Annotated in this window: 25 protein-coding genes and 2 tRNA genes; 9 read left to right on the top strand and 18 right to left on the bottom strand. The window is 72.1% G+C overall.

Annotation, left to right across the window (positions count from 1 at the left end; translation table 11 throughout):
* The first annotated feature begins 187 nt into the window (after positions 1-187).
* The 3 genes from IE329_RS16070 (at position 188) to IE329_RS16060 (ending at position 2,638) form a co-directional block, all read left to right on the top strand.
* Positions 188-886 carry a DUF3566 domain-containing protein gene (locus IE329_RS16070; protein WP_190211543.1) on the top strand — a complete coding sequence of 233 codons (699 nt, stop codon included), beginning with the start codon at positions 188-190 and terminating at the stop codon, positions 884-886.
* 261 nt (positions 887-1,147) lie between these two features.
* The gene (locus IE329_RS16065) at positions 1,148-2,548 is read left to right on the top strand and encodes an SAM-dependent methyltransferase (RefSeq protein ID WP_190211542.1); all 1,401 of its coding nucleotides are present in this window, start codon (positions 1,148-1,150) and stop codon (positions 2,546-2,548) included.
* Between the two features lie 16 nt (positions 2,549-2,564).
* Positions 2,565-2,638, top strand: a tRNA-Ile gene (locus tag IE329_RS16060).
* A 169-nt stretch (positions 2,639-2,807) separates the two neighbouring features.
* Here the strand turns inward: IE329_RS16060 and IE329_RS16055 are convergent.
* The 17 genes from IE329_RS16055 to IE329_RS15975 form a co-directional block, all read right to left on the bottom strand.
* Positions 2,808-3,959, bottom strand: a complete 1,152-nt coding sequence (locus IE329_RS16055) for a tyrosine-type recombinase/integrase (protein WP_190211541.1) — start codon at positions 3,957-3,959, stop codon at positions 2,808-2,810.
* Positions 3,959-4,147, bottom strand: coding sequence for a helix-turn-helix domain-containing protein (locus IE329_RS16050; protein WP_190211540.1), 189 nt, complete (start codon positions 4,145-4,147; stop codon positions 3,959-3,961). The genes IE329_RS16055 and IE329_RS16050 overlap by 1 nt, the downstream gene beginning before the upstream one ends.
* 309 nt (positions 4,148-4,456) lie before the next feature.
* On the bottom strand, positions 4,457-5,959 hold the full coding sequence (locus IE329_RS16045; protein WP_190211581.1) for a YfjI family protein: 1,503 nt from the start codon (positions 5,957-5,959) through the stop codon (positions 4,457-4,459).
* Positions 5,960-6,171: 212 nt separating this feature from the next.
* Entirely contained in the window at positions 6,172-7,302 is a 1,131-nt protein-coding gene (locus IE329_RS16040; protein ID WP_373311207.1) for a bifunctional DNA primase/polymerase, read from the bottom strand.
* A gap of 11 nt (positions 7,303-7,313) precedes the next feature.
* Complete coding sequence (locus tag IE329_RS16035; protein WP_229927478.1) at positions 7,314-8,051, bottom strand: DNA cytosine methyltransferase; 738 nt, start codon at positions 8,049-8,051, stop codon at positions 7,314-7,316.
* A gap of 88 nt (positions 8,052-8,139) precedes the next feature.
* Entirely contained in the window at positions 8,140-8,349 is a 210-nt protein-coding gene (locus IE329_RS16030) for a hypothetical protein (RefSeq protein ID WP_190211539.1), read from the bottom strand.
* Positions 8,350-8,366: 17 nt separating this feature from the next.
* Entirely contained in the window at positions 8,367-8,633 is a 267-nt protein-coding gene (locus IE329_RS16025; RefSeq protein WP_190211538.1) for a hypothetical protein, read from the bottom strand.
* A complete protein-coding gene (locus tag IE329_RS16020) occupies positions 8,630-8,839 on the bottom strand; it encodes a hypothetical protein (protein WP_190211537.1) in 210 nt (69 codons plus the stop codon). The genes IE329_RS16025 and IE329_RS16020 overlap by 4 nt, the downstream gene beginning before the upstream one ends.
* Before the next feature lie 197 nt (positions 8,840-9,036).
* On the bottom strand, positions 9,037-11,145 hold the full coding sequence (locus IE329_RS16015) for an FtsK/SpoIIIE domain-containing protein (RefSeq protein ID WP_229927484.1): 2,109 nt from the start codon (positions 11,143-11,145) through the stop codon (positions 9,037-9,039).
* 261 nt (positions 11,146-11,406) lie between these two features.
* Positions 11,407-11,604 (bottom strand): hypothetical protein, encoded by a 198-nt coding sequence (locus tag IE329_RS16010; protein WP_190211536.1) that lies wholly within the window; start codon positions 11,602-11,604, stop codon positions 11,407-11,409.
* Between the two features lie 19 nt (positions 11,605-11,623).
* A complete protein-coding gene (locus IE329_RS16005) occupies positions 11,624-11,815 on the bottom strand; it encodes a hypothetical protein (protein ID WP_190211535.1) in 192 nt (63 codons plus the stop codon).
* Positions 11,816-11,847: 32 nt separating this feature from the next.
* Positions 11,848-12,096 carry a hypothetical protein gene (locus tag IE329_RS16000; RefSeq protein ID WP_190211534.1) on the bottom strand — a complete coding sequence of 83 codons (249 nt, stop codon included), beginning with the start codon at positions 12,094-12,096 and terminating at the stop codon, positions 11,848-11,850.
* A 22-nt stretch (positions 12,097-12,118) separates the two neighbouring features.
* On the bottom strand, positions 12,119-12,496 hold the full coding sequence (locus IE329_RS15995; protein WP_190211533.1) for an RRQRL motif-containing zinc-binding protein: 378 nt from the start codon (positions 12,494-12,496) through the stop codon (positions 12,119-12,121).
* Positions 12,493-13,386, bottom strand: a complete 894-nt coding sequence (locus tag IE329_RS15990) for a DUF2637 domain-containing protein (protein WP_190211577.1) — start codon at positions 13,384-13,386, stop codon at positions 12,493-12,495. The genes IE329_RS15995 and IE329_RS15990 overlap by 4 nt, the downstream gene beginning before the upstream one ends.
* The gene (locus tag IE329_RS15985) at positions 13,383-13,655 is read right to left on the bottom strand and encodes a hypothetical protein (RefSeq protein WP_190211532.1); all 273 of its coding nucleotides are present in this window, start codon (positions 13,653-13,655) and stop codon (positions 13,383-13,385) included. Before IE329_RS15985 ends, IE329_RS15990 begins: the two co-directional genes overlap by 4 nt.
* Entirely contained in the window at positions 13,655-13,936 is a 282-nt protein-coding gene (locus IE329_RS15980; protein ID WP_190211531.1) for a hypothetical protein, read from the bottom strand. Before IE329_RS15980 ends, IE329_RS15985 begins: the two co-directional genes overlap by 1 nt.
* 604 nt (positions 13,937-14,540) lie before the next feature.
* On the bottom strand, positions 14,541-15,320 hold the full coding sequence (locus IE329_RS15975) for a GntR family transcriptional regulator (protein WP_190211530.1): 780 nt from the start codon (positions 15,318-15,320) through the stop codon (positions 14,541-14,543).
* A 15-nt stretch (positions 15,321-15,335) separates the two neighbouring features.
* On the opposite strand from IE329_RS15975, the gene IE329_RS15970 reads away from it, so the two are divergent.
* The 4 genes from IE329_RS15970 (at position 15,336) to IE329_RS15960 (ending at position 17,523) form a co-directional block, all read left to right on the top strand.
* Positions 15,336-15,797, top strand: a complete 462-nt coding sequence (locus IE329_RS15970; protein WP_190211529.1) for an NUDIX hydrolase — start codon at positions 15,336-15,338, stop codon at positions 15,795-15,797.
* 778 nt (positions 15,798-16,575) lie between these two features.
* Positions 16,576-16,872, top strand: a complete 297-nt coding sequence (locus IE329_RS15965; RefSeq protein WP_190211576.1) for a DUF6191 domain-containing protein — start codon at positions 16,576-16,578, stop codon at positions 16,870-16,872.
* Between the two features lie 283 nt (positions 16,873-17,155).
* On the top strand, positions 17,156-17,287 hold the full coding sequence (locus IE329_RS40625; protein WP_211785814.1) for a DLW-39 family protein: 132 nt from the start codon (positions 17,156-17,158) through the stop codon (positions 17,285-17,287).
* A 163-nt stretch (positions 17,288-17,450) separates the two neighbouring features.
* Positions 17,451-17,523, top strand: a tRNA-Ala gene (locus IE329_RS15960).
* 96 nt (positions 17,524-17,619) lie between these two features.
* Here the strand turns inward: IE329_RS15960 and IE329_RS15955 are convergent.
* Positions 17,620-18,555, bottom strand: coding sequence for a DUF5324 family protein (locus tag IE329_RS15955; protein ID WP_190211528.1), 936 nt, complete (start codon positions 18,553-18,555; stop codon positions 17,620-17,622).
* 363 nt (positions 18,556-18,918) lie between these two features.
* Here IE329_RS15955 and IE329_RS15950 point away from each other — a divergent pair, with 363 nt between their 5' ends.
* Both IE329_RS15950 and IE329_RS15945 read left to right on the top strand, forming a co-directional pair.
* Entirely contained in the window at positions 18,919-19,443 is a 525-nt protein-coding gene (locus IE329_RS15950; RefSeq protein ID WP_190211527.1) for a peptidylprolyl isomerase, read from the top strand.
* Between the two features lie 87 nt (positions 19,444-19,530).
* The gene (locus IE329_RS15945) at positions 19,531-20,520 is read left to right on the top strand and encodes a rhomboid family intramembrane serine protease (RefSeq protein ID WP_190211526.1); all 990 of its coding nucleotides are present in this window, start codon (positions 19,531-19,533) and stop codon (positions 20,518-20,520) included.
* The last annotated feature ends 100 nt before the right edge of the window (positions 20,521-20,620 follow it).

The raw sequence follows: 20,620 nt of genomic DNA, 5'->3' as shown, positions 1-20,620 counted from the left end.
GCCCGGCGCGCGCGGGGTACGGGCGGCCGACCAGTACCGGGCAATCCCGCCGGGCGCTGGATGACGAGTGACGAACCAGGCCGGTGATCACCGGCCTGGCGGTGAGTGCGGGAGGACCAGGGTGAGTGGAGCCACGGGTGCTGCGGGAGGCGCCGCGGGCGGCCGTCCGGGCGCAGGACAGGGCGGCATGCCGTACGGCGGTGTTCCGCAGACTCCGGCCGAGCACCCGGCGGCGTCCACCTCGCTGATGCCCCCGGTCGGTTCGGGCGGTCAGCCGGGTGCGGCGGGTGGCTACGGCACGCCGCCACCGCCGCCGGTCCCGCCGGCCGCGCCCGCGGCGGGCGGCGGCAACGGGTTCTCGCAGCCGACCACGTACGCCAAGGGCCAGCCCACGCCGGCCCGCGGCACGCGGGTGAACGCGGGGGCCCCGGCGGCGGGCCAGGCCGGTCCGGCCGCGCCCGCGGCGGCCGGCGCCGCCCGGCGCCCGGCCCCGGCAGCGGCGGCGGGCACCGGACGGACCCGCAAGGCCCGGCTCCGGGTGACCAAGGCCGACCCGTGGTCGGTCATGAAGGTCAGCTTCCTGCTGTCGCTCGCGGTCGGCGTGATCCTGATCGTCGCGGCCGCGGTGCTGTGGATGACGCTGGACTCGCTGGGCGTCTTCGACTCGCTGACCAAGACCCTCAAGGACGTCACCGGCTCGGACACCACCGGCGGCCTCAACCTGATGGACTACGTCGGCTTCGGCAAGGTGATGAGCTTCACCGTGCTGATCGCGGTGGTGGACGTGGTGCTGCTGACCGCGCTGGCCACCCTGTCGGCGTTCATCTACAACACCGCCGCCGGCTTCACCGGTGGTGTCGAGCTGACCCTCGCCGAAGAGGACTGACACCCAGTCACTTCCGGCGGAATGAGCGGGCCCCGAAGGCTGTTGCAGCCTTCGGGGCCCGCTGCCGTTCGGGCGGGCCCCGGGCTCGGGGGCGCAGGCCGTCCGGCCACCCGGCGTTCGGGTGACGGGCGTCCGGCCCCGGCGTGCCGCCGGGTTCCGCGACAGCCGCTGTGGGCTTAGCTGGGACGCGCGGTTCGCGAGGACGCAGGTCGCAGGCAGGTCGCAGGCAAAGGCAGCCGTACGGCTGGACGGAGGCGCGCAATGGCTGAGCTCGCAGGGCAGATGATCGGGTCGCTGGAGGCCGTGCTGGGGGTCCCGGTACCGCTGCGGATCCAGGCCTGGGACGGCAGCATCGCCGGCCCGCCGGGCGCGCCCACCCTGGTGCTGCGCAGCCGCCGGGCCGTCCGCCGCCTGGTCTGGCAGCCGGGGGAGCTGGGCCTGGCCCGGGCCTATGTGGCCGGCGACATCGAGATCGCCTCGGACACCGACCTCTACGAGGTGCTCTCGGCCGTCGCGCAGTACGCCGAGCGCCCCGAGATCCGCCAGCTGAAGCTCGGCCTGGGCGACGCGGTCGGCAAGGGACGGGAGCTGCTGCGCACCGCCCTGCGGATCGGCGCCCTCGGCCTGCAGCCGACCCCGCCGCCGGAGGAGGCCCGGGCCGTCCGGGGCAGGCTGCACAGCCGCAGCCGGGACCGCGCGGCGATCAGCCACCACTACGACGTCGGCAACGACTTCTACGGCCTCGTGCTGGGCCCGTCGATGGTGTACTCCTGCGCCTACTGGGAGCCCGGGGCCAAGAGCCTGGAGGCCGCCCAGGAGGCCAAGCTCGACCTGATCTGCCGCAAGCTGGGCCTGCGCCCGGGGATGCGGCTGCTGGACGTCGGCTGCGGCTGGGGGTCGCTGCTGATCCACGCCGCCACGCACTACGGCGTGGAGGCGGTCGGGGTGTCCATCTCGGCCGAGCAGGTGGCGCTCGCCCGCCGCCGGGTCGCGGACGCCGGGCTCGCCGACCGGGTGGAGGTCCGGCTGCAGGACTACCGCGAGATCCCGGACGGCCCCTTCGACGCGATCTCCAGCGTCGGCATGGCCGAGCACGTCGGCTCCGTCCAGTACCTGACGTACGCCTCGGTGCTCCACGGCCTGCTGGCCCCCGGCGGGCGGCTGCTGAACCACCAGATCTCCCGCCGGCCGCTCCCGTCCGGCGAGCACTACGAACTCAGCCCCTTCATCCGCAGGTACGTCTTCCCCGACGGGGAGCTCGCCCCGGTGGGTTCCACGGTCTCCCTGCTGGAGGAGGCCGGCTTCGAGGTCCGGGACGTCGAGTCGCTGCGCGAGCACTACGCCCTGACCCTGCGCGAGTGGGTGGCCAACCTGGAGGCCAACTGGGGGCAGGCCGTCCGCCAGGTCGGCCGCGGCCGGGCCCGGGTCTGGCGGCTGTACATGGCCGCCTCCGCGCTGGCCTTCGAGGAGAACCGGATCGGGGTCAACCAGGTGCTCGCCGTCCGCACCCCGGCCGACGGTTCCAGCGGCCTCCCGGCCACCCGGGAGCAGTGGCTCGCCCGCCCGCAGCGCCCTGAGCTGCACATGGCCGGGGGCCGCCCCGGAGCCGGGTCCGGGGGTGCCGCGGATACGGATTTGGGAGATCGGCCGTCGGTCCGCTAATCTTTCAGTGCGGCAAGGGCCTATAGCTCAGACGGTTAGAGCGCTTCCCTGATAAGGAAGAGGCCACAGGTTCAAGTCCTGTTAGGCCCACCTGCGGAAACGCCCCGGATGGAACTCCATCCGGGGCGTTTCGTTTGCCATTACGCCACCGGTTTACGCCAGCGGGTTCGTGACCGTCGGCAGCAGGTCCCAAATTTGGGATGTGACGGCGATCCCGTGGCGCGGATCACACGCCCTGTGAACGCCCGCAAGCGGCTGTCTAGGACCCGTTCATCCGGTCCCGCAGACTGCTGCTCAGCTTCGCCGCCGCCGCCCGCTGCGTGTCGGTCGTCACATGGGTGTAGATCCCCAGCGTGGTCGTGATCCGACTGTGCCGCAGGATCTTCTGTGCGGCGTTCGGGTGGACCCCCAGCAGGGCCAGCAGGCTGCCCGTGGTGTGCCGGGTGTGGTGGAGCGGGATGCGTCGGACGCTGGATCGGGTCACCCGCCGCTCGAAGGTGCCGGAGAACCCGTCTGGGTCGATCATCCCGCCCGTCTCGGTCGTGAACACCAGGTCCATCTCAGTCCAGCGCTCGCCAGCCTTCTCCCTCTCAAGCCGCTGAAGCTGCCGCCGCTCCCCCAGCGCTTCTAGGCAGAGCCGGGGGAGCGGCAGGGCACCCTTGGAGTGCTCCGTCTTCAGGTCGGCGTGCACCAGCCCGACCCCGGTACGCCGCAGCACCTGCTTGCGGGGGTGAGCCGTGCCGGTGGACAGGTCCAGGTCGATCCACCGCAGGCCCAGCAGCTCACCCCGCCGCAGGCCCAGCACGATGGAGAAGACGAACGCGGCGTACAGCCGGTGGGAGCGAGCCGACCGAAGGAAGGTGATCGCTTCCTGCCCGGACCAGGGGATCACCTCCTTGGCCGTGGCCTGCGGCATGTCCACGAGTGTCGCCACGTTGCGCAGGATCAGTTCCTCTCGCATCGCCCGGTTGAGGGCGTTGCGGAGCGTCTTCATGCACTCCTGGCGGGTGGAGCCGCCCACGCCGGCGCTCGCCAGCTCCTTGAAGAACTTCCGCAGGTCGGCGATGCCCAGCTTGGTCAGCTTCTTTTTCCCCAGCCTGGGGACAAGGTAGAGCCGCACCATCGTCTCGTACTTGTCGAACGTGTTCGGCCGCTGGTTGGGCTTCACGATCTCCTCCAGCCAGTAGGCCAGGAAGTCGGCGACCGTCCAGGCCTTGGCCGGCGTGGGTACCCCCTTGTCCTCCAGCTCCTTGGCTTTGGCTAGCTTCTCCGCTGCCTCGTCGTGGGTCTTGCCGTACCGCGAGATGCGCTTGCGCTGTCCATCGGTCGTGGTGACGTACACCCGGGCCTCGTAGGTGCCGTCCTTGCGCCGGGTGATGCTCCCGGCGCCGTTCGGATTGCGCTTGGCCATCAGTCCTTGTCCTCTTTCCGCTTGTGCATGTAGGCGGTCACGTCGGCGGCGTCGAACCGCCTGCTGCGGCCGACGGTGAAGCTGGGCAGTGCGTTGGTGTTGATCAGGTCGTAGACCTTGCTGTGGCTGACGCGGAGCGCGGCCATGACGTCCTTGACGGTCAGGGCCTGGGGGACAGCGGTGGTCATGGTCGGGCCTCCTGCGGCAGGGTGCGGGCGGTCAGAGGGGCCCGGGCGCTGACAGAACCGACAGAACCTCCCCTTAAGGGGTCTGACCTGCGGTTTTGTTCATGATCGCCGCTGTGACAAAACCGGTAATAACTGCGACAGAACCTCTGGGGAGGGGGTTCTGTCAGCGCGACAGAACCTCGGTCGGGGAGGTTCTGTCGGAGTTTTTACCGGTTTTGTCACAGGCGTGATCTTGCTCGTTTTCGCAGGTCAGGGCCCTGGCAGGGGGGTTCTGTCGGTTCTGTCGGCGGTCCGGGGGTCGGCGGGCGCTCAGGCCTCGCCGTGGCCGATCCGGGGGTAGGCCTCATACCGGGGGGAGGGCGGGCGGCCGCCCTTGGCGGAGCGGGGCGGCGGGGCCTGCTGGCGCAGCCACCCGTGCTCTTCCAGCAGGGCGAGGGCGGGGTCGAGGTCGGCCATGGTGCGGAAGTCGGCGCGGGGCACGGCCCGCATCAGTTCACGCTTGGTGAAGGTGCCGGCCGGGGGGTAGAGGTGCAGGTGCCCGAGCAGGATGCGGGCCGCATCCTGGGCGGGATCGGCGCCCATGGCGTCGAAGACGTGCAGCGCGTGGACGGTGAAGTAGTCCCCCAGGCGGGTGGCGGCGGCCACGGTGGCGGCTTCGACGGGGCGGGTCCACCCGTCCTCGGGGTGGGTCGCGAGGTGGAGCAGGGCCGCGAGGCGGGCGACGGCCCCGTCGCGCTTGCTCGCCCACTTCACGATCGGGGCGAGGCTGCCGTCCTTGCTCAGGCGGGACTCGGTGACCTTCTGGTAGGCCATCATCACCGCGTCCGCCTCCGGGGTGAGGGCGAGCACGGCCGCTTCGGTCCAGTCCGCCAGGGTGGCGGTCAGGGCGGACAGGCGGGCGGCGTAAGTGTCGGCCACGTCGTCCGGGATCGGCTCGGGGTCGAGCCTGCGACTGCCGACCAGGGAGCGGGGGACGGCGTAGAGGTAGCGGGCCAGCAGGCCACGCCCGTCGGCGCCCTTCACCCGGGCGATCGCGTCCAGCACCTCCGGCTGGATGGCCAGGCCCATCGTGACGGCCGGGCGCTCGATGTGCTGCGAGGGGCGGCCCTGACGGTTGACCCGCACCATGTCCCCGGCGTGGCCCTTCAGGAAGATCTCCATGTTGGGACTGCCGGAGTAGAGACCGGCGATGATGTCGAAGATCCCGCCCTCGGGGCTCATGATGGCCACCCGCCCGCCCTGCTCGGCCAGCATCGTCGCCAGGCTCTCCTGGGTGGCGTTGTCGGCGATCAGCTGGGTCTCGGCGGGCACCGTGACGCCCTCGGCCTGGTGAGCCAGGAACACGGCCTCGCGGGTCAGCTCCTCCCGCTTGTCCTGCTCGGCACCGGCGGCGCGGGCGGCGGCCTTCTCGGCTGCAGCCTTCAGCAGCTTGAGCGTGGTCTCGGCCTCGGTCCGCTTCAGCACGCTTGCGTCCTTGAGCACCTTCTCGACGGCCAGCAGGGGCTTGGTCATGAGGTCGAACACGGCGCTCTTGCGGTTGCCGGGCGGCAGGGCGACGGCGGTGTAGATGTTCACCGGCTCGTGCCAGCGGCCCCGGATACGGATCATCACCCGCCCGCCGGCGGCGGTGGCGAGAGCCGCCAGCGCCAGGCACCCGGCAAGGTCGGCGGGGGTCTGGGTCTCCTCGGCAACGGCGGCCACCATGTCGCCCACCCACGGGGGCAGCACGTCCACCGGGAACGCGGGCAGGGCGCGGGACTCCCCGAGCGGCACCGGGATGTCCCACGCGTCCGGCCCGGCGGCGGGTTCCATGTCCTGCTCCCACCCGTCGCGGAACAGGGGGCTCACGTTGTCGTACGAGGCGTCAGGGAGCTGGCTGGGGACGGTCACGAAGAATCCTCCAGAGACTGTGGTCGGGGCTGTGAGCGGGGCCCGTACGGGCCGGGCGCCGATGCACGGGCGCGAGGAATGCGGGGGCGGGTAAAGCGGCTTTCCCCGCCCCCGCATCGGGTGAGGCCGGGCTGTCAGGCCGCGCGCAGGGTGCCGGCGGCCTTCGCGAAGCCCCGGCGGATGGTGCGCTCGCACTCGGTGTGCGGCAGGCCGGTGGTCAGACCCGCATGCAGCAGCGCGTCGAACGCCAGGTCCTCGGGGACGGTGCCGGCCGTGATGTGGGCACCGAGGGCGGCGGCACTCGCGAACAACTGCCGCCCGCGCCCGGGCTGCTTCATGACAGCCACCTTGGCCGCCTCACGCTCCAGCACGGCCTTGGCGTAGGCGCCCTGCCGGCGGATGCCCTGGCGGAGCTTGTCCGGGTCGGGCAGGCTCACCGGGGCCGGTGCGGGGGTGAGCAGGGCCAACAGCTCCGGCGGGGCCTCGGTGATGGTGTTCGGGTCGGTGCCGGGGGCGAAGCGGTAGCGGCCAGCGGTGCCGAGGGAGCCGGGGCCGACCAGGTAGCCCGCCGGGCCCCGCACGTCGATACCCGGAGCCACCTTCCCGGCGGAGTTCGGGAACCGAGCGTCCGGCGGGGCGCTCAGCCAGTGGTGCAGCCCGCCGGACGGGGTGGCGACGGTGGCCGTGGGCGGGGTGGTGAAGCCGTGCTCCTGCTCAAGGCGGCGCAGGTCGGCGACGCCGTCGAGGCCGTGCTTCACGTCCAGGTCGATGCCGACCAGGTGGTGCGGGGCCCGGCCGCACGCGATGCCGTAGCCGGTGGCCCACGGCGCCGCATGGAACAGGCGTTCGATGACGTCGGGGTCGGTGCTGGCGTCGTGCACGCCGTGGCCGAACCGGCCGCACGCGCCGTGGCACGCGGAGCGTTTCTGTGGCGGGTGCGGGCTCGGGATGGCGGGCTTCTTGGAGGCGGTGAGAGGGAAGGCGGCCAGGCCGCGCGCGGCGGCGTGGTGGGCGGCGGCCAGGGCGCGGCGCCACTCCTCGGACATGGGCGACTCCTCAGGCAGGTAGGTGGCGGTGGGTGCCGTGAGGGCCCCGGGCGGCGCCGGGGCCGTCACGGCGGGCTGGTCGGTGCGGTTCTCGGCGCAGACCTTGTGCGAGGGCCTGCGCTGCTCGTCGCGGAGCGGTGTGGGGCGGCGGCACCAGTGGCAGGGCTTGTCGCCGGTGCGGTCGAAGTGGCGGGCGTCGCGCCAGTTGAGGGCGGCCACGGTGCGCGGTGCTAGGCGGCGAGGGCGCCGGTTGCGGCGCCGATGTGGGCGGCTGCCTGGCGGCCGATCAGTTCGGTGTAGGCCGGGGGGATGGATTCGCGGATGCCGTCGCGGTTCATCCAGGGGACCCGCATGACCTGCCGGGCGCGGGGGACGCCGGAGAAGTTGCCGACGTAGTGGCCGAAGTGGCCGGGCGGCACGGGGCGGCCCATCTTGGCCTGCGGCACCGTGTGCACCGGGTGGTCCGGGACGGTGAGGGTGAAGCCGGGGCTGGTCTCGAAGTACCGGTGCCGGTAGGTCTCCAGGCCGACGATGACCCCGCAGAGCATCTGCGGGTTGCGGAGTTCGGGGACGGCGCCGCTGACGTTCTCGATGACCCATGGGCGGCCAGTGGACTCCATGGCTTCGCGGGTGGGAGCGATCAGGTCCGGGTGGTCGTTGCCCTGGATCTTCTGCGTGCCGCTGTAGCCCTGGCAGGGCGGGGAGCCGTGGACGAAGCCGAAGTGGTGCCCGTGCCGGGCGATGAACTCGACCGCGTCGCCCTGGATGAACGCGAACGGGTAGCGGGGCTGCGGGTCCTTGTCGATGCCGAGCACGTTGTAGCCGGCGAGGTAGTAGCCCATGCCGGCGCCGCCCTGGCAGCAGTAGGCGTCGAGGACGGTGAGGCCGTTCCAGGGCCGGGCGGGCAGCCATGCGGCGGCCGGGCGTACGGGCGGGAAGGGGTACCTGCGGGTGGTACTGGGTGCCATGCTGGGGTTCTCCTCATCTCGTTCTGGCGAGCAGGGGAACCGGAGCGGCCGGACGGACTTTGCGGGAAGTCCGGCCGCTCCGGGCCGTTCAGTCCTGGCCGGGGTGCTTGGCGTCCCAGCGCTCCCGGGCGTCCTTCTGGATGCGGTCCATGCGCGCTTCGAGCCGCTTGGTGGACTTGCCGCGGGACTCGGCGCGGGCGGCGCGGGCGCAGAGCATGAACAAGCGGGCGGCGTCGCCGATGTTGTCAGCGCCCATCTCGCGCGGGTCGAGGTAGGAGCGGGGTTCCTTCTTGGCCATGACGGTCTCTCCTGGGTTCAGGCGGCGCGGCGGTCGGGGAACGGGATGACGGTGGCGAGACGGGCCGTGGGGGCCGGGGCGATGTCGGGGGCAGGCTCACGCTCCGGGGGCGGGGTGCCGCCGTCCTCGTGCTCGGCGGGGCGGGTGCCGTCGTACTCGGCGAGGACCTGACGGACGGCGGCCGAGTCGGACGCCGCGCCGCGCAGGGTCCAGGCGTAGGCGGCGCCCCCGAGGGCGGCGGGGCCGAACAGGACGGCGGCCGCCACGATGTCGGCGGTGCTCACTCGGTGCCCCCGCTCCGGGCCGCGACGGCCAGCGCGTCGAGGACGGTCGTCCCGAGCGTGGCCATGCGGTGCTCGATGGCCTGCCAGGACTCGGCGTCGATGTGCATAAGGGCCGCGAGGGCGGCCGGCGCGTGGCCGTCGGCGGCGGCGGTGAGGGCCTCGCGGAGGTGCACGGCAGCCAGCGGCCGGAGCGTCGGGGTGGTCATGGCAGGGCATCCTTTCGTCGCTGTGTGTAGCGGGAGGGAGGCAGGGGGCGGCCCGGGAGGCCCGTTTCCGGGGTCCCTGGGGGGCTGACCTGGGGTGCTTCCCTGCCTCCCTGGGAGAACAGGCATGCTGATCAGGGCAGGGATCGGGGTCCAGGGAGGCTCACAGGGAGATCTCCCTGCCTCCCTGACGACTCCCTTTACTCTCCGTCGCCGTCCGAGGTGTCCGCGTCCCGCTCCGCGAGGGCGGAGAGCACCTTGGCTCGGGCCACGACCATCTGCCCGTCGGACTTGTACGGTGCGGCGCCGGCGCCCTCAAGCACGGACTTGAGGTCCCCGAAGTTCCACTCCCGGTACTCGCCCGGGTTCGCGGCCGCCAGCCGCTGCAGGACTTCCTGCGTCCGCAGCCGGACCGCGTCCCCGAGGGCGGTGGCGATGTCCGCCAGCGGATCGGGCCCGCCCTCGGCCGGCGCCACGGCAGTCAGGGTGGTGACCCCGGCCCGGCGGGCCTTCGCCCGGTCGGCGACCTCGGCGGCCTGCTCGCCGGTGATGTAGTGGGTGCGGATGGTGGTGGCGGCCTGCCCGGGGGCGAGCTTCACGCCGTCACCCGCGACCACGACGGTTCCCCTGTCGGCTCCTTGGCGGAGCTTGTGCGGGGCGGCGCCGCCGTCGATGGCCTTGTCCCCCAGCGCCATGCGGGCCTGCTCCTCGGAGCCGAGCGCGAGGGAGGCCCGGATGTGGGCGCCCTCGCGGATCAGCTTCGGGAGGTTCTCGTTGGTGGGGTCCTGGGTGCCCTGCCACAGGGTCACGTTCACCGCCCGGCCCTGGTTGTGGAGCTTGCGGCCCGCCATGAAGTACCGGGACGTCGCCTTCGTGCCGCCGTAGGGGCGCTTGTCGTCGCCGACGGCCGGGCACATGAACGCCATCTGCGCCTCGTCGACCACCAGTACGAGCGGGTGGAAGTCCGGGTTGGTGCGGGCCACCTCCCGGGTCACGCCGTCGGTGGCGCCGGAGGCCTTCACCAGCGCGATCCGGCGCTCCATCTCCCGCACGCCCTCTTCGAGCATCTGCGTGGCTTCCATGACCTCGTTGTCCGTCGGCCCCTGGATCAGGACCGTCGCGAGGCCGTCGAACATCCGCCAGTCACCCACACCCTTGAGGTCGGCGATCCGGAACTCGACCGTCGGGTCGAGGGCGAGCCACAGGGCCAGCGCCCGCAGTGCGGCGGTCTTGCCCTGGTTGGACAGGCCCGTGATCAGCAGGTGCCGCTGAAGAACGCTGATCAGCGCCGCGTCCCCGCGCAGGTCCTGGCCCCAGGGGGCGCGGCCGGTGTAGAGGTCGGCGGTCATGTCGTGGTCGGTGACCAGCGGCGACGGGCCGATGGGCTCGTCCAGAGCGCCGGAGTCGGCGATCCACAGGCGGACCGTGCGGGCGGCCGCCGCGATGGTGATGAACACCTCGTGCTCGTGCCTGCTGAGGTTCTCGGCGAGCTTGCGGCGGCGCCCCTGGACTTCGTTGGTCGAGACGCCCGAGGGCAGGGTGACATCGACTTCGACGCCGCATCCGGCGATGCGGATGGGGCCGAGCATGCCCGCGCCGGCGTCGCCCATGTCCTTGATGGCGTTGCGGAGCGGGGCGATGCCCAGGTCACGCAGGGCCTTGACCACGATGGACGGGGTGATCGGCTCACCCACGGTGCTGGTCTGGGTGGCGGGGAGGGTCCAGGCGGGGGCGGCCTGGCGACGGCGGCCGACCGACCACATGGCGAGCAGGGCCGCCCACGGGGCGATGGCGACCAGCGGCCCCCACACGATGCTGACGAACACGACGGCCCAGCGGATCAGGTCGATCACCGTCATGATCGGGGTGACCACGTCGGTGATGTCCCGCTCGGCGATGGCCAGCACCACACCGAGTCCGAGCAGCCCGGCGATGCCCGCCCCGGTGCCGACGGCGGCGTTCTTCGCGACCCGGATCGGGGAGGTCAGCAGGTCCATCCGGCGCTGGTGACGGGCGGCCCGGAAGGCTGCCGCCCGCACCTCCCACTCCAACGCCTGCTCGTGCAGCCCCGCCGCTTCGGCGGTGCGCATCATCCGCTCGTACCGGGCGGTGCTGCGGCCGTCCCACCCGCGCTTCGCGAGGATCCCGCCGCCCCGCACCACGTAGGAGCCGTGCCGCACGACCAGACGCGCCGTGGTCCGGGTCCGCTCATCGGTCAGGAACACCCGCACCGCCCGCCGCCCCCGCACCCACGCCGGAGCCTTGGGGACGACGGACGGGCGAGGGTCGGCCGGGCCGGGCAGCACCACGCCTTCCAGCGGCGCGCGCTGCGGCGGGGCGACGTATACCGAGTCCGGTTCGACGTCGGCCGGCGCGGTGGCCGTGGCGGCGGTGCTGCGGGCGGCGCGGGCCTTGCCGAGGTCCACGACCACCCCGCCCGGGGTCTCGTGGGTGGTGCTGTGTGGCTGGTTCACTGGTGGTTCCTTCCTCACAGGTCATGTGGTGCGGGAAAGGGCCCCGGGGCGGCCGGTCAGCTTGCCGGCAGGAACGGCCGTCCCGGGGTGTGAGCCTCAGCGGCCGGTGGGCCGCAGCTCGTGGGTGTGGCACAGGGCGGGGCCGATCAGCAGGCCGATCCGGTTGACGGTCCAGCGGCCGTCGGTGAGCGGGCCCGGGGGCACCGCGTCCACGATCCGGCCGGTCCGCCCGGCGGCCCGGGGGTCGTCCTCGTAGGAGACGATCAGCACTTCGTCGCCAGCGGCGAAGGTCATGGCGGGGGCTCCTTCGGGGTCAGCCGACCTGGCGGACGTTGAGGGTGACGCCCGCCTGGTCGGCGGCGGCCTGACGGTCGGCCAGGTCCTGGCTGCCGTGGACGGTGGCGCTGGCCGGGACGCCGAGCGCGCTGCTGAGCCGGTCCTGATAGGCACTGCCGTCGGCGTTGGTGGCGGTGACGACGTACGTGGGCTGGGTGTTCTCGGCCATGGCCGTTTCTCCTCGGGTAGCAGCGATGCGGGTCAGTGCTGGTGGGGTGGCCAGGGCAGGGCGCGGCAGGCGGCGGCGTGCTCGTTGGCGCTGTTGCGGGCGGTCGGCCGGTGGGTGGGGCTGAAGCTGTGGGCGCCGCAGCCCAGGCACAGCCACTCGTAGTCGGCGGGGGTGCCGCCGGTGTTGTGGAGCAGGGCGACCAGGGCGGAGCCCAGGTTCAGGAACAGGGCGACGGTGCCGACCGGCACCCCGGTGGCGTCCTTGGCGAACTCGCGGTTCATGCGTGCTTCCTCTTCTCTGAGGTCAGGCAGCGATCGGAATGGAGTCGGCGCAGGGCAGGCAGGTGCCCAGGTGCGCGGGGAGGACGTATCCGGCGTCCCGGCCGCAGTCGGGGCAGATGCGCCGGGCCCGGTTGGCGGCCGCCAGGGCCGCCCACTTGGCCGGGGTCATCGCCCGGACCGGGACGGCCAGGGCGGCGCGGTAGAGGTAGGCGGCCCGGACGGTCTTGGAGCGGCGGGAGCGCCAGAGGATCTGTGCCGCGACCGGCTGTCCGCCCGGCCGCAGGCCCCGCGCTCGGAGCTGGCGGTAGGTGAGGAACCCGTCCGGGGCCTGACGCCACGGGTAGGTGGGCGTTCCCCCGTGGCGCTCCCCGTCGGGGTCCCAGAAGCGCGGGCGGCTCACGACGCCTGCTCCGCCGGCGCCTCACCCTCCACCGGAGCGGCGTCCGGGACGGCGTGCAGGTCGGGCCGCGCGGCATCCAGGCGCTCGGCCTTCAGCGCGTCCCGCAGGACGCGGGCACGGGCCGGGGACGTGCGGAGCGTGGTGCGGATCCGATCGGCGTTCAGCTCCGCATCGGGCCATCCGGCCGTGACCGATCGGGCCTCTGCCAGAAGCTCCTCAACGGTCCGGGCGGGCACCTTGGTGCGGGCCGACTTCGGCACGCTGCCGGTCGCCCGACGGGGCCGATCGGACAGTGCCGCCACCGCCCGCACCGGACGTGCCGGAGTCGGCCCGGCCGGCGCCGGGATCGGGTCGGCGAGCGGCAAGGGATCGGCCGATTCGTACACCGATTCGATTTGGTCGGGATCGGCCGATCCTGGCAGGTCAGACCCCGACCGGTTTGCCATGTTCTGGGTGTTTTCTGCCGGTTCGGGCTTGTGGTGCAGCACCTTCGCGACCAGGTCCGACCCGAAGTAGATCGACCCGACCGGCAGGCTGCTGGCGAGCAGGACCAGCGCCCAGTGCGCGGGCGCCCACTCGGCCAACCGCATCCGACCCGGCCCGTGCAGAGTCGGCACCAGACCGTGCACGTAGTTGAGGACCAACGACGCGATCGTGTACCCGACCAGCACCCGCAGGGCGAACCGCCGGTCGGCCCCGGTCAGGACCAGAACCGCCACCAGCGCCAGAGCCATCAGGCCGTCCACGACCAGCGGGTAGACGGTCGCGGCGGTCGGGTCCGCCCCGATCGCACCCGCCACATCCTTGAGCGCATTCCAGGACACCCGGAACGCCATACCGACCACGGCCAGCAGCGCGGCCACGATCCAGAACCTCGCAGCCCGGCTCACCGTCGCCACCCCCGCTTCGGGGCTTCGGCGGTGAAGCCGGCGTATCCATCCTCGGGGGCGGTCGGGTGGCCGAACACGGTGTCCGCCGCGATCACGGCGGCGCCGATGCCGGAGACCACGGCGGCGACCGCCGGGTGCCCCGCCTCGGCGACGGTGCTAGCGATCATCCCGCCGTAGGTCGCCGTCCGACGGTCCGCCGCCGGCGCCCCGTAGCCGTCCGTGCAGTACGAGATGACCGCCCGGTCCAAGGCGGCACGGATGCGGCCCATCAGGCAGCCACCCCCACCGGCACCACGTTGGCGGCGGCCACGGTTCGGGCCCGCCGCAGCGGGACCGGCGCCGACTTCAGCAGCCGCTCGGCGTAGGCGGCCAACTCCGGGTCCTCCCGGCGCAGGTCCGCCAGCACCCCGTACGCCGCGTCCAGCCGCGCCGCCCGGCTCATCTCGTCCTCACCGGCCACACCGGCGAACAGCTCCTCGTCCACGCCCAGCGCGAGTTCCGCGAACTCGTTCTCGTTCGCGGCACGCTGGCCTGCAACAATCGACCTCACGGGTCTACCTCGTCCTCTAGGGGTGGTGGGCCCGAGGGGCTGTCGCGCAACCGGCCAAGGCAAGCGCGACGGCCCCGACTCATCGGGCCCGGCAACTCATCACGAGCAGCCACGACCCCCGACACCCCGCCGCGAAAGCTGATGCGAGGGGTGTCGAGGACCGTGGTCACTGGTGGAGCAGGGGTTGGGTCTCATCTGCACGCGGTCCAGCTCTCTCCGGAGAGATCCGTTCCGGAGGTCGTCGCTGGGTGAAGGTTGGCCGCGTGGATCTTTACGTCGGAGTCGGCTGCGTGTCCCATGTACGGCCGCCGTCTTAAGGGCGACCGAGGTGTCAGGGCGTGCGCCCCTTCTCTGCCGACTGGTCTCCACTCACCCCGCCGGAGTTGTCACGAACGGACTGCGGTGGTGGATCACGCTCTTGAGTTGTTGAGCAGGTGGTGCGTTTGTGCAGGTCAGAGCAGCCCAAAGAAGGGCCCCCTCCTCTACATGAGTGCTCATGCACTTATGTAGAGGAGTGACATGCATCAGAGTGCCTTGCTCATATACATAAGTCAACCCTCCGTGCCTTGCGGGGCTCGGAGGGTTGACCGGAGAGGCGTGTGGGTCAGTCGCTGGCAGGGATGCGGTAGTCCAGAACGAACTGATCAGCCGCCATCAGCGTGTCGCAGACCTCGACCACTCGACCGGCGTCGGAGATGGCATTTCGCGTCAGGTGGATGACCGGGGCGCCCGGGCTCAAGCTCAGAGCTGTGGTCTCTGGTTTGGTGGCGAGGCGGGCCCGGACAGTCTCCGTGAACTCGGCGAGGGTGTGGCCGTGGTCCTCAAGCCGGGCGTAGATGCCACCGCCGCCGGGGTTCTCTGCGAACAGCTCCGGGATGTCCTTCGCGATGTCCCACGGCAAGTACGACGTGGCTTCCTCGGTGGGCACCCCGTCGCTGAAGTACAGCCTTCGTCGCGCCAGGACCTGCGTGCCGGGCGCCACCAAGAGGCGCTCGGCGATGTCGGCCGGCGCCTCGGTCGGGCCGATATAGAGGACACGTACCGACGGTGTAGCCCCGGCCTGCTCGGCTTCAGCGAGGTAGGCGGCCTTCCCGGCCTTTCGGTGTGAGCGCCGGAAGCGGTCCGACGACTTGCGGTTGACCGGCGGGCGGGACTTCACGAAGGAGCCACGACCGTGGTGCGTCTCGATCAGCCCGGTGGTCCGCAACTCGGCCACGGCCTTCCTGGCTGTGCCAGGGGCCACCTTGTAGCGATCCATCAGCTCGGACTCGCTTGGGATCTTCTGGCCAGGGGGCAGTACGCCCTTCTGAATCTGTTCTGCGAGGTCCTCGGCGATCTGCAGGTACCGGGGCGATGATGTCTCGCGAACGCTTCCACTCCTCATCGGGTGGAACCTCCTATGCTCATATACATGAGTAACAGCACGCAGCAGGAGCGGTCAACGCCGCTTCACTCGGTGTCGGTGGCTGGTGTGGTCGTGCGCGAGGACGGAAGGGTGCTCGTCATCCGGCGTGCGGATAACGACACCTGGGAGCCGCCCGGTGGGGTGTTGGAGCTTGGTGAGTCGGTCGAGGCCGGTGTCTGTCGCGAGGTCCTAGAGGAGACCGGTCTCAGTGTTGTCGTGGAGCGCCTCACCGGGGTGTACAAGAACATGTCCCTCGGTGTTGTGGCCTTGGTGTTCCGGTGCAAGCCCGTTGCTGGCACGCCCTGCACCTCGCCGGAGTCCACGGCCGTCGAATGGCTCTCGCCTGATGACGCCATTGGCAGGATGGGAGACATGTACGGGATGCGGGTGAGGGACGCATTGAGCCCGGGCGAGCCAGTAGTGCGGGCTCATGACGGTCGGAAGCTCGTTGCCTAGGCCCGCACCACGGGCGTACGCCAATGCACTACGCCAACAGCAGCAGACAACGGAGTACCGCAGGGGAGTACTGGGGGCCGTCGGCCTTCGTGCGCGACGGGCTCACCGGCGCTCTCTCGTGGCGATGATCACCTGATAAGGAAGAGGCCACAGGTTCAAGTCCTGTTAGGCCCACCGACGAAGGCCCGGAGTGATCTCACTCCGGGCCTTCTGCCATGTCCGGGTACGGCCGGCGCTCCGCGCCGGGCACTCGGGGAGATCCGTCGAGCGCGTCGACGTGCTCGACAAGGTCAGGATCCTCACCCTGCTCCCCGACGGGGTGCCCGCCACCACCCGGACGGTGGCCGACTGCTTCGAGGTCCCGCTCGCAGCGGTGAAGTCGCTCGTGAAGGACCACCGGTCCGAGCCGGCGGGCAGCGGGTATCGCGTTCCGGCCGGTCAGGAACTCAGGGCTTTCAAGGCCCTGAGTGGGTTGGCCCCCCGTACCCCGTGGCTGGGGGGTCTTCCTCCGGTGGGCCGTGCTCAATGCGGGGCGATGTCCGGACGACGCGGCAGGACCTCGCGGACCTGAGGAGGGCCCGCCGCCGCCCCGCCGCCCCGCCCCGCCGCCCCGCCGCGCCCTCGGCCGTCCGGAGCCGGACCAGCGGTCCGTCCCGCCCGGCGGTGCCGGGAAAGGTCCCGGACGGCCCTGGACGCGCCCGGAGGTCGCCGGGTCTACTGGAGGGAGAGCCGTTGGCGGTTCGACGGAGAGGTGGACGGTGTGGCGCTCTTCTGGGCGATGAGCATTCCGGGGCTGGTCTGCGCACTGGTGCTGCTGGCCTTCGTCGACCAGCTGGCGCTGCGGGCGAGGCGCGCGCGGTGGATCCCCTGGCGGGGCACCGGCCGGGAGGGCCAGATCTCGGCCACCGGGTTCGAGCAGCTGCACGCGCAGTTCGCGGCGGGCAAGCAGCACGAGCTCGACCAGCGCGGGACGACGCTCATGCTGCGCGACGAGGACGGCGAGGGCGCGCCCCCCAGGACCAAGGTCGACCTGGCCGGCGGCCGGGCCGTGGTGCGGGTGCCGCAGGCGCGCTGACGGCCGCACGGAGACAGCCCCTCGTCCTCGGCGGCGGGGCCGTCCGGGGTGCGCCGGGCCGACCGTACGACAGGAGGCATGGCGTCAATCCCGCCCCCGGACCGGCCGGTTGGCCCGGTGGCGGCTGGTCACGATTGGGACACCGGTGTGTATCATCGGCCGCAAGGCGGTCTGCCACTCCGGCTGCCTGTTCGTGCTCGAAATTTCCCGGACTCGCCGTCCGGCCACTCCGGCCGGAGCCATTGGTGCCGAGTTCGCAACGCAAGAAGGACGAGGTCCCGCGGTGAAGAAGCTTCTCCTGGTCGCCCTGGTCGCCCTCGGCGGCTTCTTTGTCTACCGTCAGGTCCAGGCGGACCGTGCCGAGCAGGATCTGTGGACCGAGGCCACCGACCCGGTGCCGGCCGGCGCGCGCTGACTCACGACGATCTTCGGGAGCGCCCAGGGCGCTCCCCGGGCCGGTCGGGCCCCAGCCTCGGGCTGGGGCCGGCCGGGCCCGCGCACGGCTGCGGGGGATACCAGGTGGGATTCACGCCAGGACCCGGTACGCTAGTGCCCGACGGTGTGCACAGCACCGTCACGGGGCTTTAGCTCAGTTGGTAGAGCGCTGCCTTTGCAAGGCAGATGTCAGGAGTTCGAGTCTCCTAAGCTCCACAGTGTTCAAGGCAGTAAAGCTTCACAGTGTTCGATCCGCGATCGGCCGCTGACCTGTGATCAGGTCAGCGGCCGATCGCGTTCCCGGCGGGCCGGTCAGTGCGGCTTGCGCGGGTCGTGCGGCTTCGGGTGGTCGTCCCCGGGGCCGGGCTTGCCGGGCGGCGGCGGGGTCGGGCCGGGCTTCGGGGTGGTGGAGTCGGTGGGCGCCTGCCCGGCCGGGTCGGCGGGCCCGCTGCCGTTGACCGGGGAGCCCGTTCCGGCGCCGGGGCTGCCGTTCGCGGTGCCGCCGGACGCGGCCGAGCTGCCGGTGCTGCTGGTCGCGTGCGCACCGGTGGACCCGCTGCCGCCCTGGGTGGTGTTCGGCGAGTCCCGGACGAGCGGCGGCTCGACCAGCCACTCGGGGTTGCTCTGGCGTCGCCACCACTGCCAGGCGATGACGCCGCTGCCGACCGCGAGGGTGCCGGCCACGGCGAGGCCGGTGGCCCAGCCGTTGCGCTGCTCCTTCTTGGCGTTCTTCGCGGCCAGGTCGCTGATCTCGGAGGCGGTCACGTGGCCCTGCAGCGCGGTGAGGGCCGCGGCGCCGCGGATCTGTGCCTCCTGGGCGACCGGGACGACCGTGCTGCGGGCCTCCTCGACGGCCTGGGCGACCTTGGGCCCGATGGTGGCCTTGGTCTGCCCCGCCATCTTGGCGGCCGACAGCCGGGCCGCCAGGGCGGCCTCCTGGGCCCGGTGGAAGGCCTTGAGGGCGTTCTGCTGCGCCTCGGGCGGCAGGTGCGAGAAGGCCTGGCCGAACTGGGGCGCGAGGTGCTTGTCGTACTGGATGCGGGCACTGCGTGCGGTGTTGGCCGCGCCGCTCCAGGCCCGTTCGGCCGTCTCGCCGACCTTGGGGCCGATCGCCTCCAGCGCGGGGCCTACGCGCTGCTTGGCCTCGCCCGCGAAGTGCAGCGCGGTGTCCTTCGCGGTGGCGGCATAGGGCGCGAGGGTTTCCTTGGTCTTGTCGGCCGTCTCACGAGCTGAGTCCAAACGGGTCACGAGATCTCTCCTCCTCGGTGGCGTCCACTTATGCACATATCCACCTGATAGCTGATCATGCATCCCGATTTGTGCACCGGCACGCCGGAATGGGCCGTAAGCGGGCCGTCGCAGGTCGGGGCCGTGGGCCCACCGCGCGGCGGGCCTCCGGCGGGGCCCGAGGAGGGGCGGGAGGGGCGTCCGGCGGGCGTACGGGAGTGATGCGGGAGGGGGCCGGGAGTGGTTCGGGAGGGGGCCGGCGGCGCGGGTGAGGTGTCCGGGAGGGCCGGGGGCCGGGCCCCGCTTCGCACTGGTGTGCCCCTGGCCCGCGGCCGTGGCGTGGGAGGATTGCCGGTGTCAACGACGTAGACAGGAAGGCAGTCCGTGGCCGAGGAACTGTTCGCCACTCTCAAGACCAACCGCGGCGACATCGTGATCAAGCTCTTCCCGAACCACGCCCCCAAGACGGTGGCGAACTTCGTGGAGCTGGCCGAGGGCGGCCGCGAGTGGACCCACCCGCGGACCGGGGTGACCTCCAAGGGCCGCCTGTACGACGGCACGGTCTTCCACCGCGTGATCGCCAACTTCATGATCCAGGGTGGCGACCCGCTCGGGCTGGGCACCGGCGGCCCGGGCTACCGGTTCGCCGACGAGTTCCACCCGGACCTCGCCTTCACCAAGCCCTACCTGCTGGCGATGGCCAACTCCGGCCCGGGCACCAACGGCTCGCAGTTCTTCGTGACCGTGGCGCCGACCACCTGGCTGACCGGCAAGCACACCATCTTCGGCGAGGTCGCCGACGAGGCGAGCCGGAAGGTCGTCCAGGAGATCTCGACCACGCCCACCAAGGCGCAGGACCGCCCGGTCGACGATGTCGTGATCGAGTCGGTGGAGATCACCCGCCGCTGACGCGGACCCGCAGTAGCCTGGCGATCCCGGTGGTGCCCCGCGCGGCGGCGGCCTCACCGGGATCGGCCATGAGAAGGGAATCCCGCGATGCTCCCGGACGAGCCCCAGAAGCCGGCGGACCGGCCCCAGCCGCCGTCCGGCCCGGACGACCGGCCCGCGGGCGGCCCGACCCCCGCCGGGCACCCCGGCCCGCCGGCCGAGGCCCCCGGGCGGCCCGGGGACGCCCACCCGCCGCTGCCGGGCTGCTACCGGCACCCCGAGCGGGAGACCGGGATCGGCTGTTCCCGCTGCGGGCGGCCGATCTGCCCGCAGTGCATGACCGACGCCTCGGTGGGCTTCCACTGCCCCGAGTGCGTGTCCGGCGGGGGCCGGACGGCCCGGCGGGCCACCACCCGCTTCGGCGGGCAGCCGGTCCGGGACGGCGCGCTGGTCACCAAGATCCTGATCGGGATCAACCTGCTGGTCTTCCTGCTGGCCGCGTACGTCTACAAGCCGTGGCTCGCGAACGACCTCTCGCTGCTCAGCGTGAGCCCGCGGTACGACGGCTGGCCGCACGGCGTCGCGGAGGGTCCGGGCCAGTGGTACCGGCTGCTGACCGCGACCTTCCTGCACATCGAGATCTGGCACATCGCGACCAACATGCTGGCGCTCTGGTGGATGGGGCCGATGCTGGAGCAGGCGCTGGGCCGGATCCGCTACCTGGCGCTCTACCTGGTGTCGGGGCTGGCCGGGAGCACCTTCGCGTACCTGATCGCCGGGGACTACATGAACTCGCTCGGGGCGTCCGGGGCGATCTTCGGGCTGTTCGGGGCGACCGTGGTGCTGTTCCTGCGGACCAGGACGCCGCTCGGGCCGGTGATCGCCCTGCTGGTGTTCAACCTGGTGATCACGTTCTCGGTGTCCGGGATCGACTGGCGGGCGCACATCGGGGGTCTGCTGGCCGGGGCGGCCATGGGATTCGGGCTGATGTACGCCCCGCGGGAGCGCCGCAACCTCGTCCAGGGCGCGGCGGTGCTGCTGATGCTGGGCCTCGTGGTGGGCGTCGTGGTGCTGCAGACGGCGCTGCTCAACAGCTGAGCCGTCGCGGGGCAGGGGGCCGTCGGGTGGGCGGCGCGTCCGGACGTCCGGTCGGGGCCCGGACGGGTGTCCGGACGCCCGGGCCGGCCTGAGGCATGGT

The organism is Kitasatospora indigofera (assembly GCF_014655955.1).
Taxonomy (GTDB): Bacteria; Actinomycetota; Actinomycetes; order Streptomycetales; family Streptomycetaceae; genus Kitasatospora; species Kitasatospora indigofera.
The sequence above is the reverse complement of the archived record's forward strand: the minus strand, read 5'-3'. Positions and strand labels throughout refer to the sequence as shown.

Excerpts from the sequence above, each read along its gene's own strand:
- IE329_RS16000 (WP_190211534.1), bottom strand. The coding sequence starts at position 12,096 with ATGAACCGCGAGTTCGCCAAGGACGCCACCGGGGTGCCGGTCGGCACC.
- IE329_RS16020 (WP_190211537.1), bottom strand. The coding sequence starts at position 8,839 with ATGACCACCCCGACGCTCCGGCCGCTGGCTGCCGTGCACCTCCGCGAG.
- IE329_RS16065 (WP_190211542.1), top strand. The coding sequence starts at position 1,148 with ATGGCTGAGCTCGCAGGGCAGATGATCGGGTCGCTGGAGGCCGTGCTG.
- IE329_RS16010 (WP_190211536.1), bottom strand. The coding sequence starts at position 11,604 with ATGACCTTCGCCGCTGGCGACGAAGTGCTGATCGTCTCCTACGAGGAC.
- IE329_RS16005 (WP_190211535.1), bottom strand. The coding sequence starts at position 11,815 with ATGGCCGAGAACACCCAGCCCACGTACGTCGTCACCGCCACCAACGCC.
- IE329_RS15975 (WP_190211530.1), bottom strand. The coding sequence starts at position 15,320 with ATGAGGAGTGGAAGCGTTCGCGAGACATCATCGCCCCGGTACCTGCAG.
- IE329_RS15985 (WP_190211532.1), bottom strand. The coding sequence starts at position 13,655 with ATGGGCCGCATCCGTGCCGCCTTGGACCGGGCGGTCATCTCGTACTGC.
- IE329_RS16055 (WP_190211541.1), bottom strand. The coding sequence starts at position 3,959 with ATGGCCAAGCGCAATCCGAACGGCGCCGGGAGCATCACCCGGCGCAAG.
- IE329_RS15965 (WP_190211576.1), top strand. The coding sequence starts at position 16,576 with ATGAGCATTCCGGGGCTGGTCTGCGCACTGGTGCTGCTGGCCTTCGTC.
- IE329_RS16045 (WP_190211581.1), bottom strand. The coding sequence starts at position 5,959 with ATGGAACCCGCCGCCGGGCCGGACGCGTGGGACATCCCGGTGCCGCTC.
- IE329_RS15945 (WP_190211526.1), top strand. The coding sequence starts at position 19,531 with ATGCTCCCGGACGAGCCCCAGAAGCCGGCGGACCGGCCCCAGCCGCCG.
- IE329_RS16050 (WP_190211540.1), bottom strand. The coding sequence starts at position 4,147 with ATGACCACCGCTGTCCCCCAGGCCCTGACCGTCAAGGACGTCATGGCC.
- IE329_RS15970 (WP_190211529.1), top strand. The coding sequence starts at position 15,336 with ATGCTCATATACATGAGTAACAGCACGCAGCAGGAGCGGTCAACGCCG.
- IE329_RS16035 (WP_229927478.1), bottom strand. The coding sequence starts at position 8,051 with ATGGCACCCAGTACCACCCGCAGGTACCCCTTCCCGCCCGTACGCCCG.
- IE329_RS16030 (WP_190211539.1), bottom strand. The coding sequence starts at position 8,349 with ATGGCCAAGAAGGAACCCCGCTCCTACCTCGACCCGCGCGAGATGGGC.
- IE329_RS16070 (WP_190211543.1), top strand. The coding sequence starts at position 188 with ATGCCGTACGGCGGTGTTCCGCAGACTCCGGCCGAGCACCCGGCGGCG.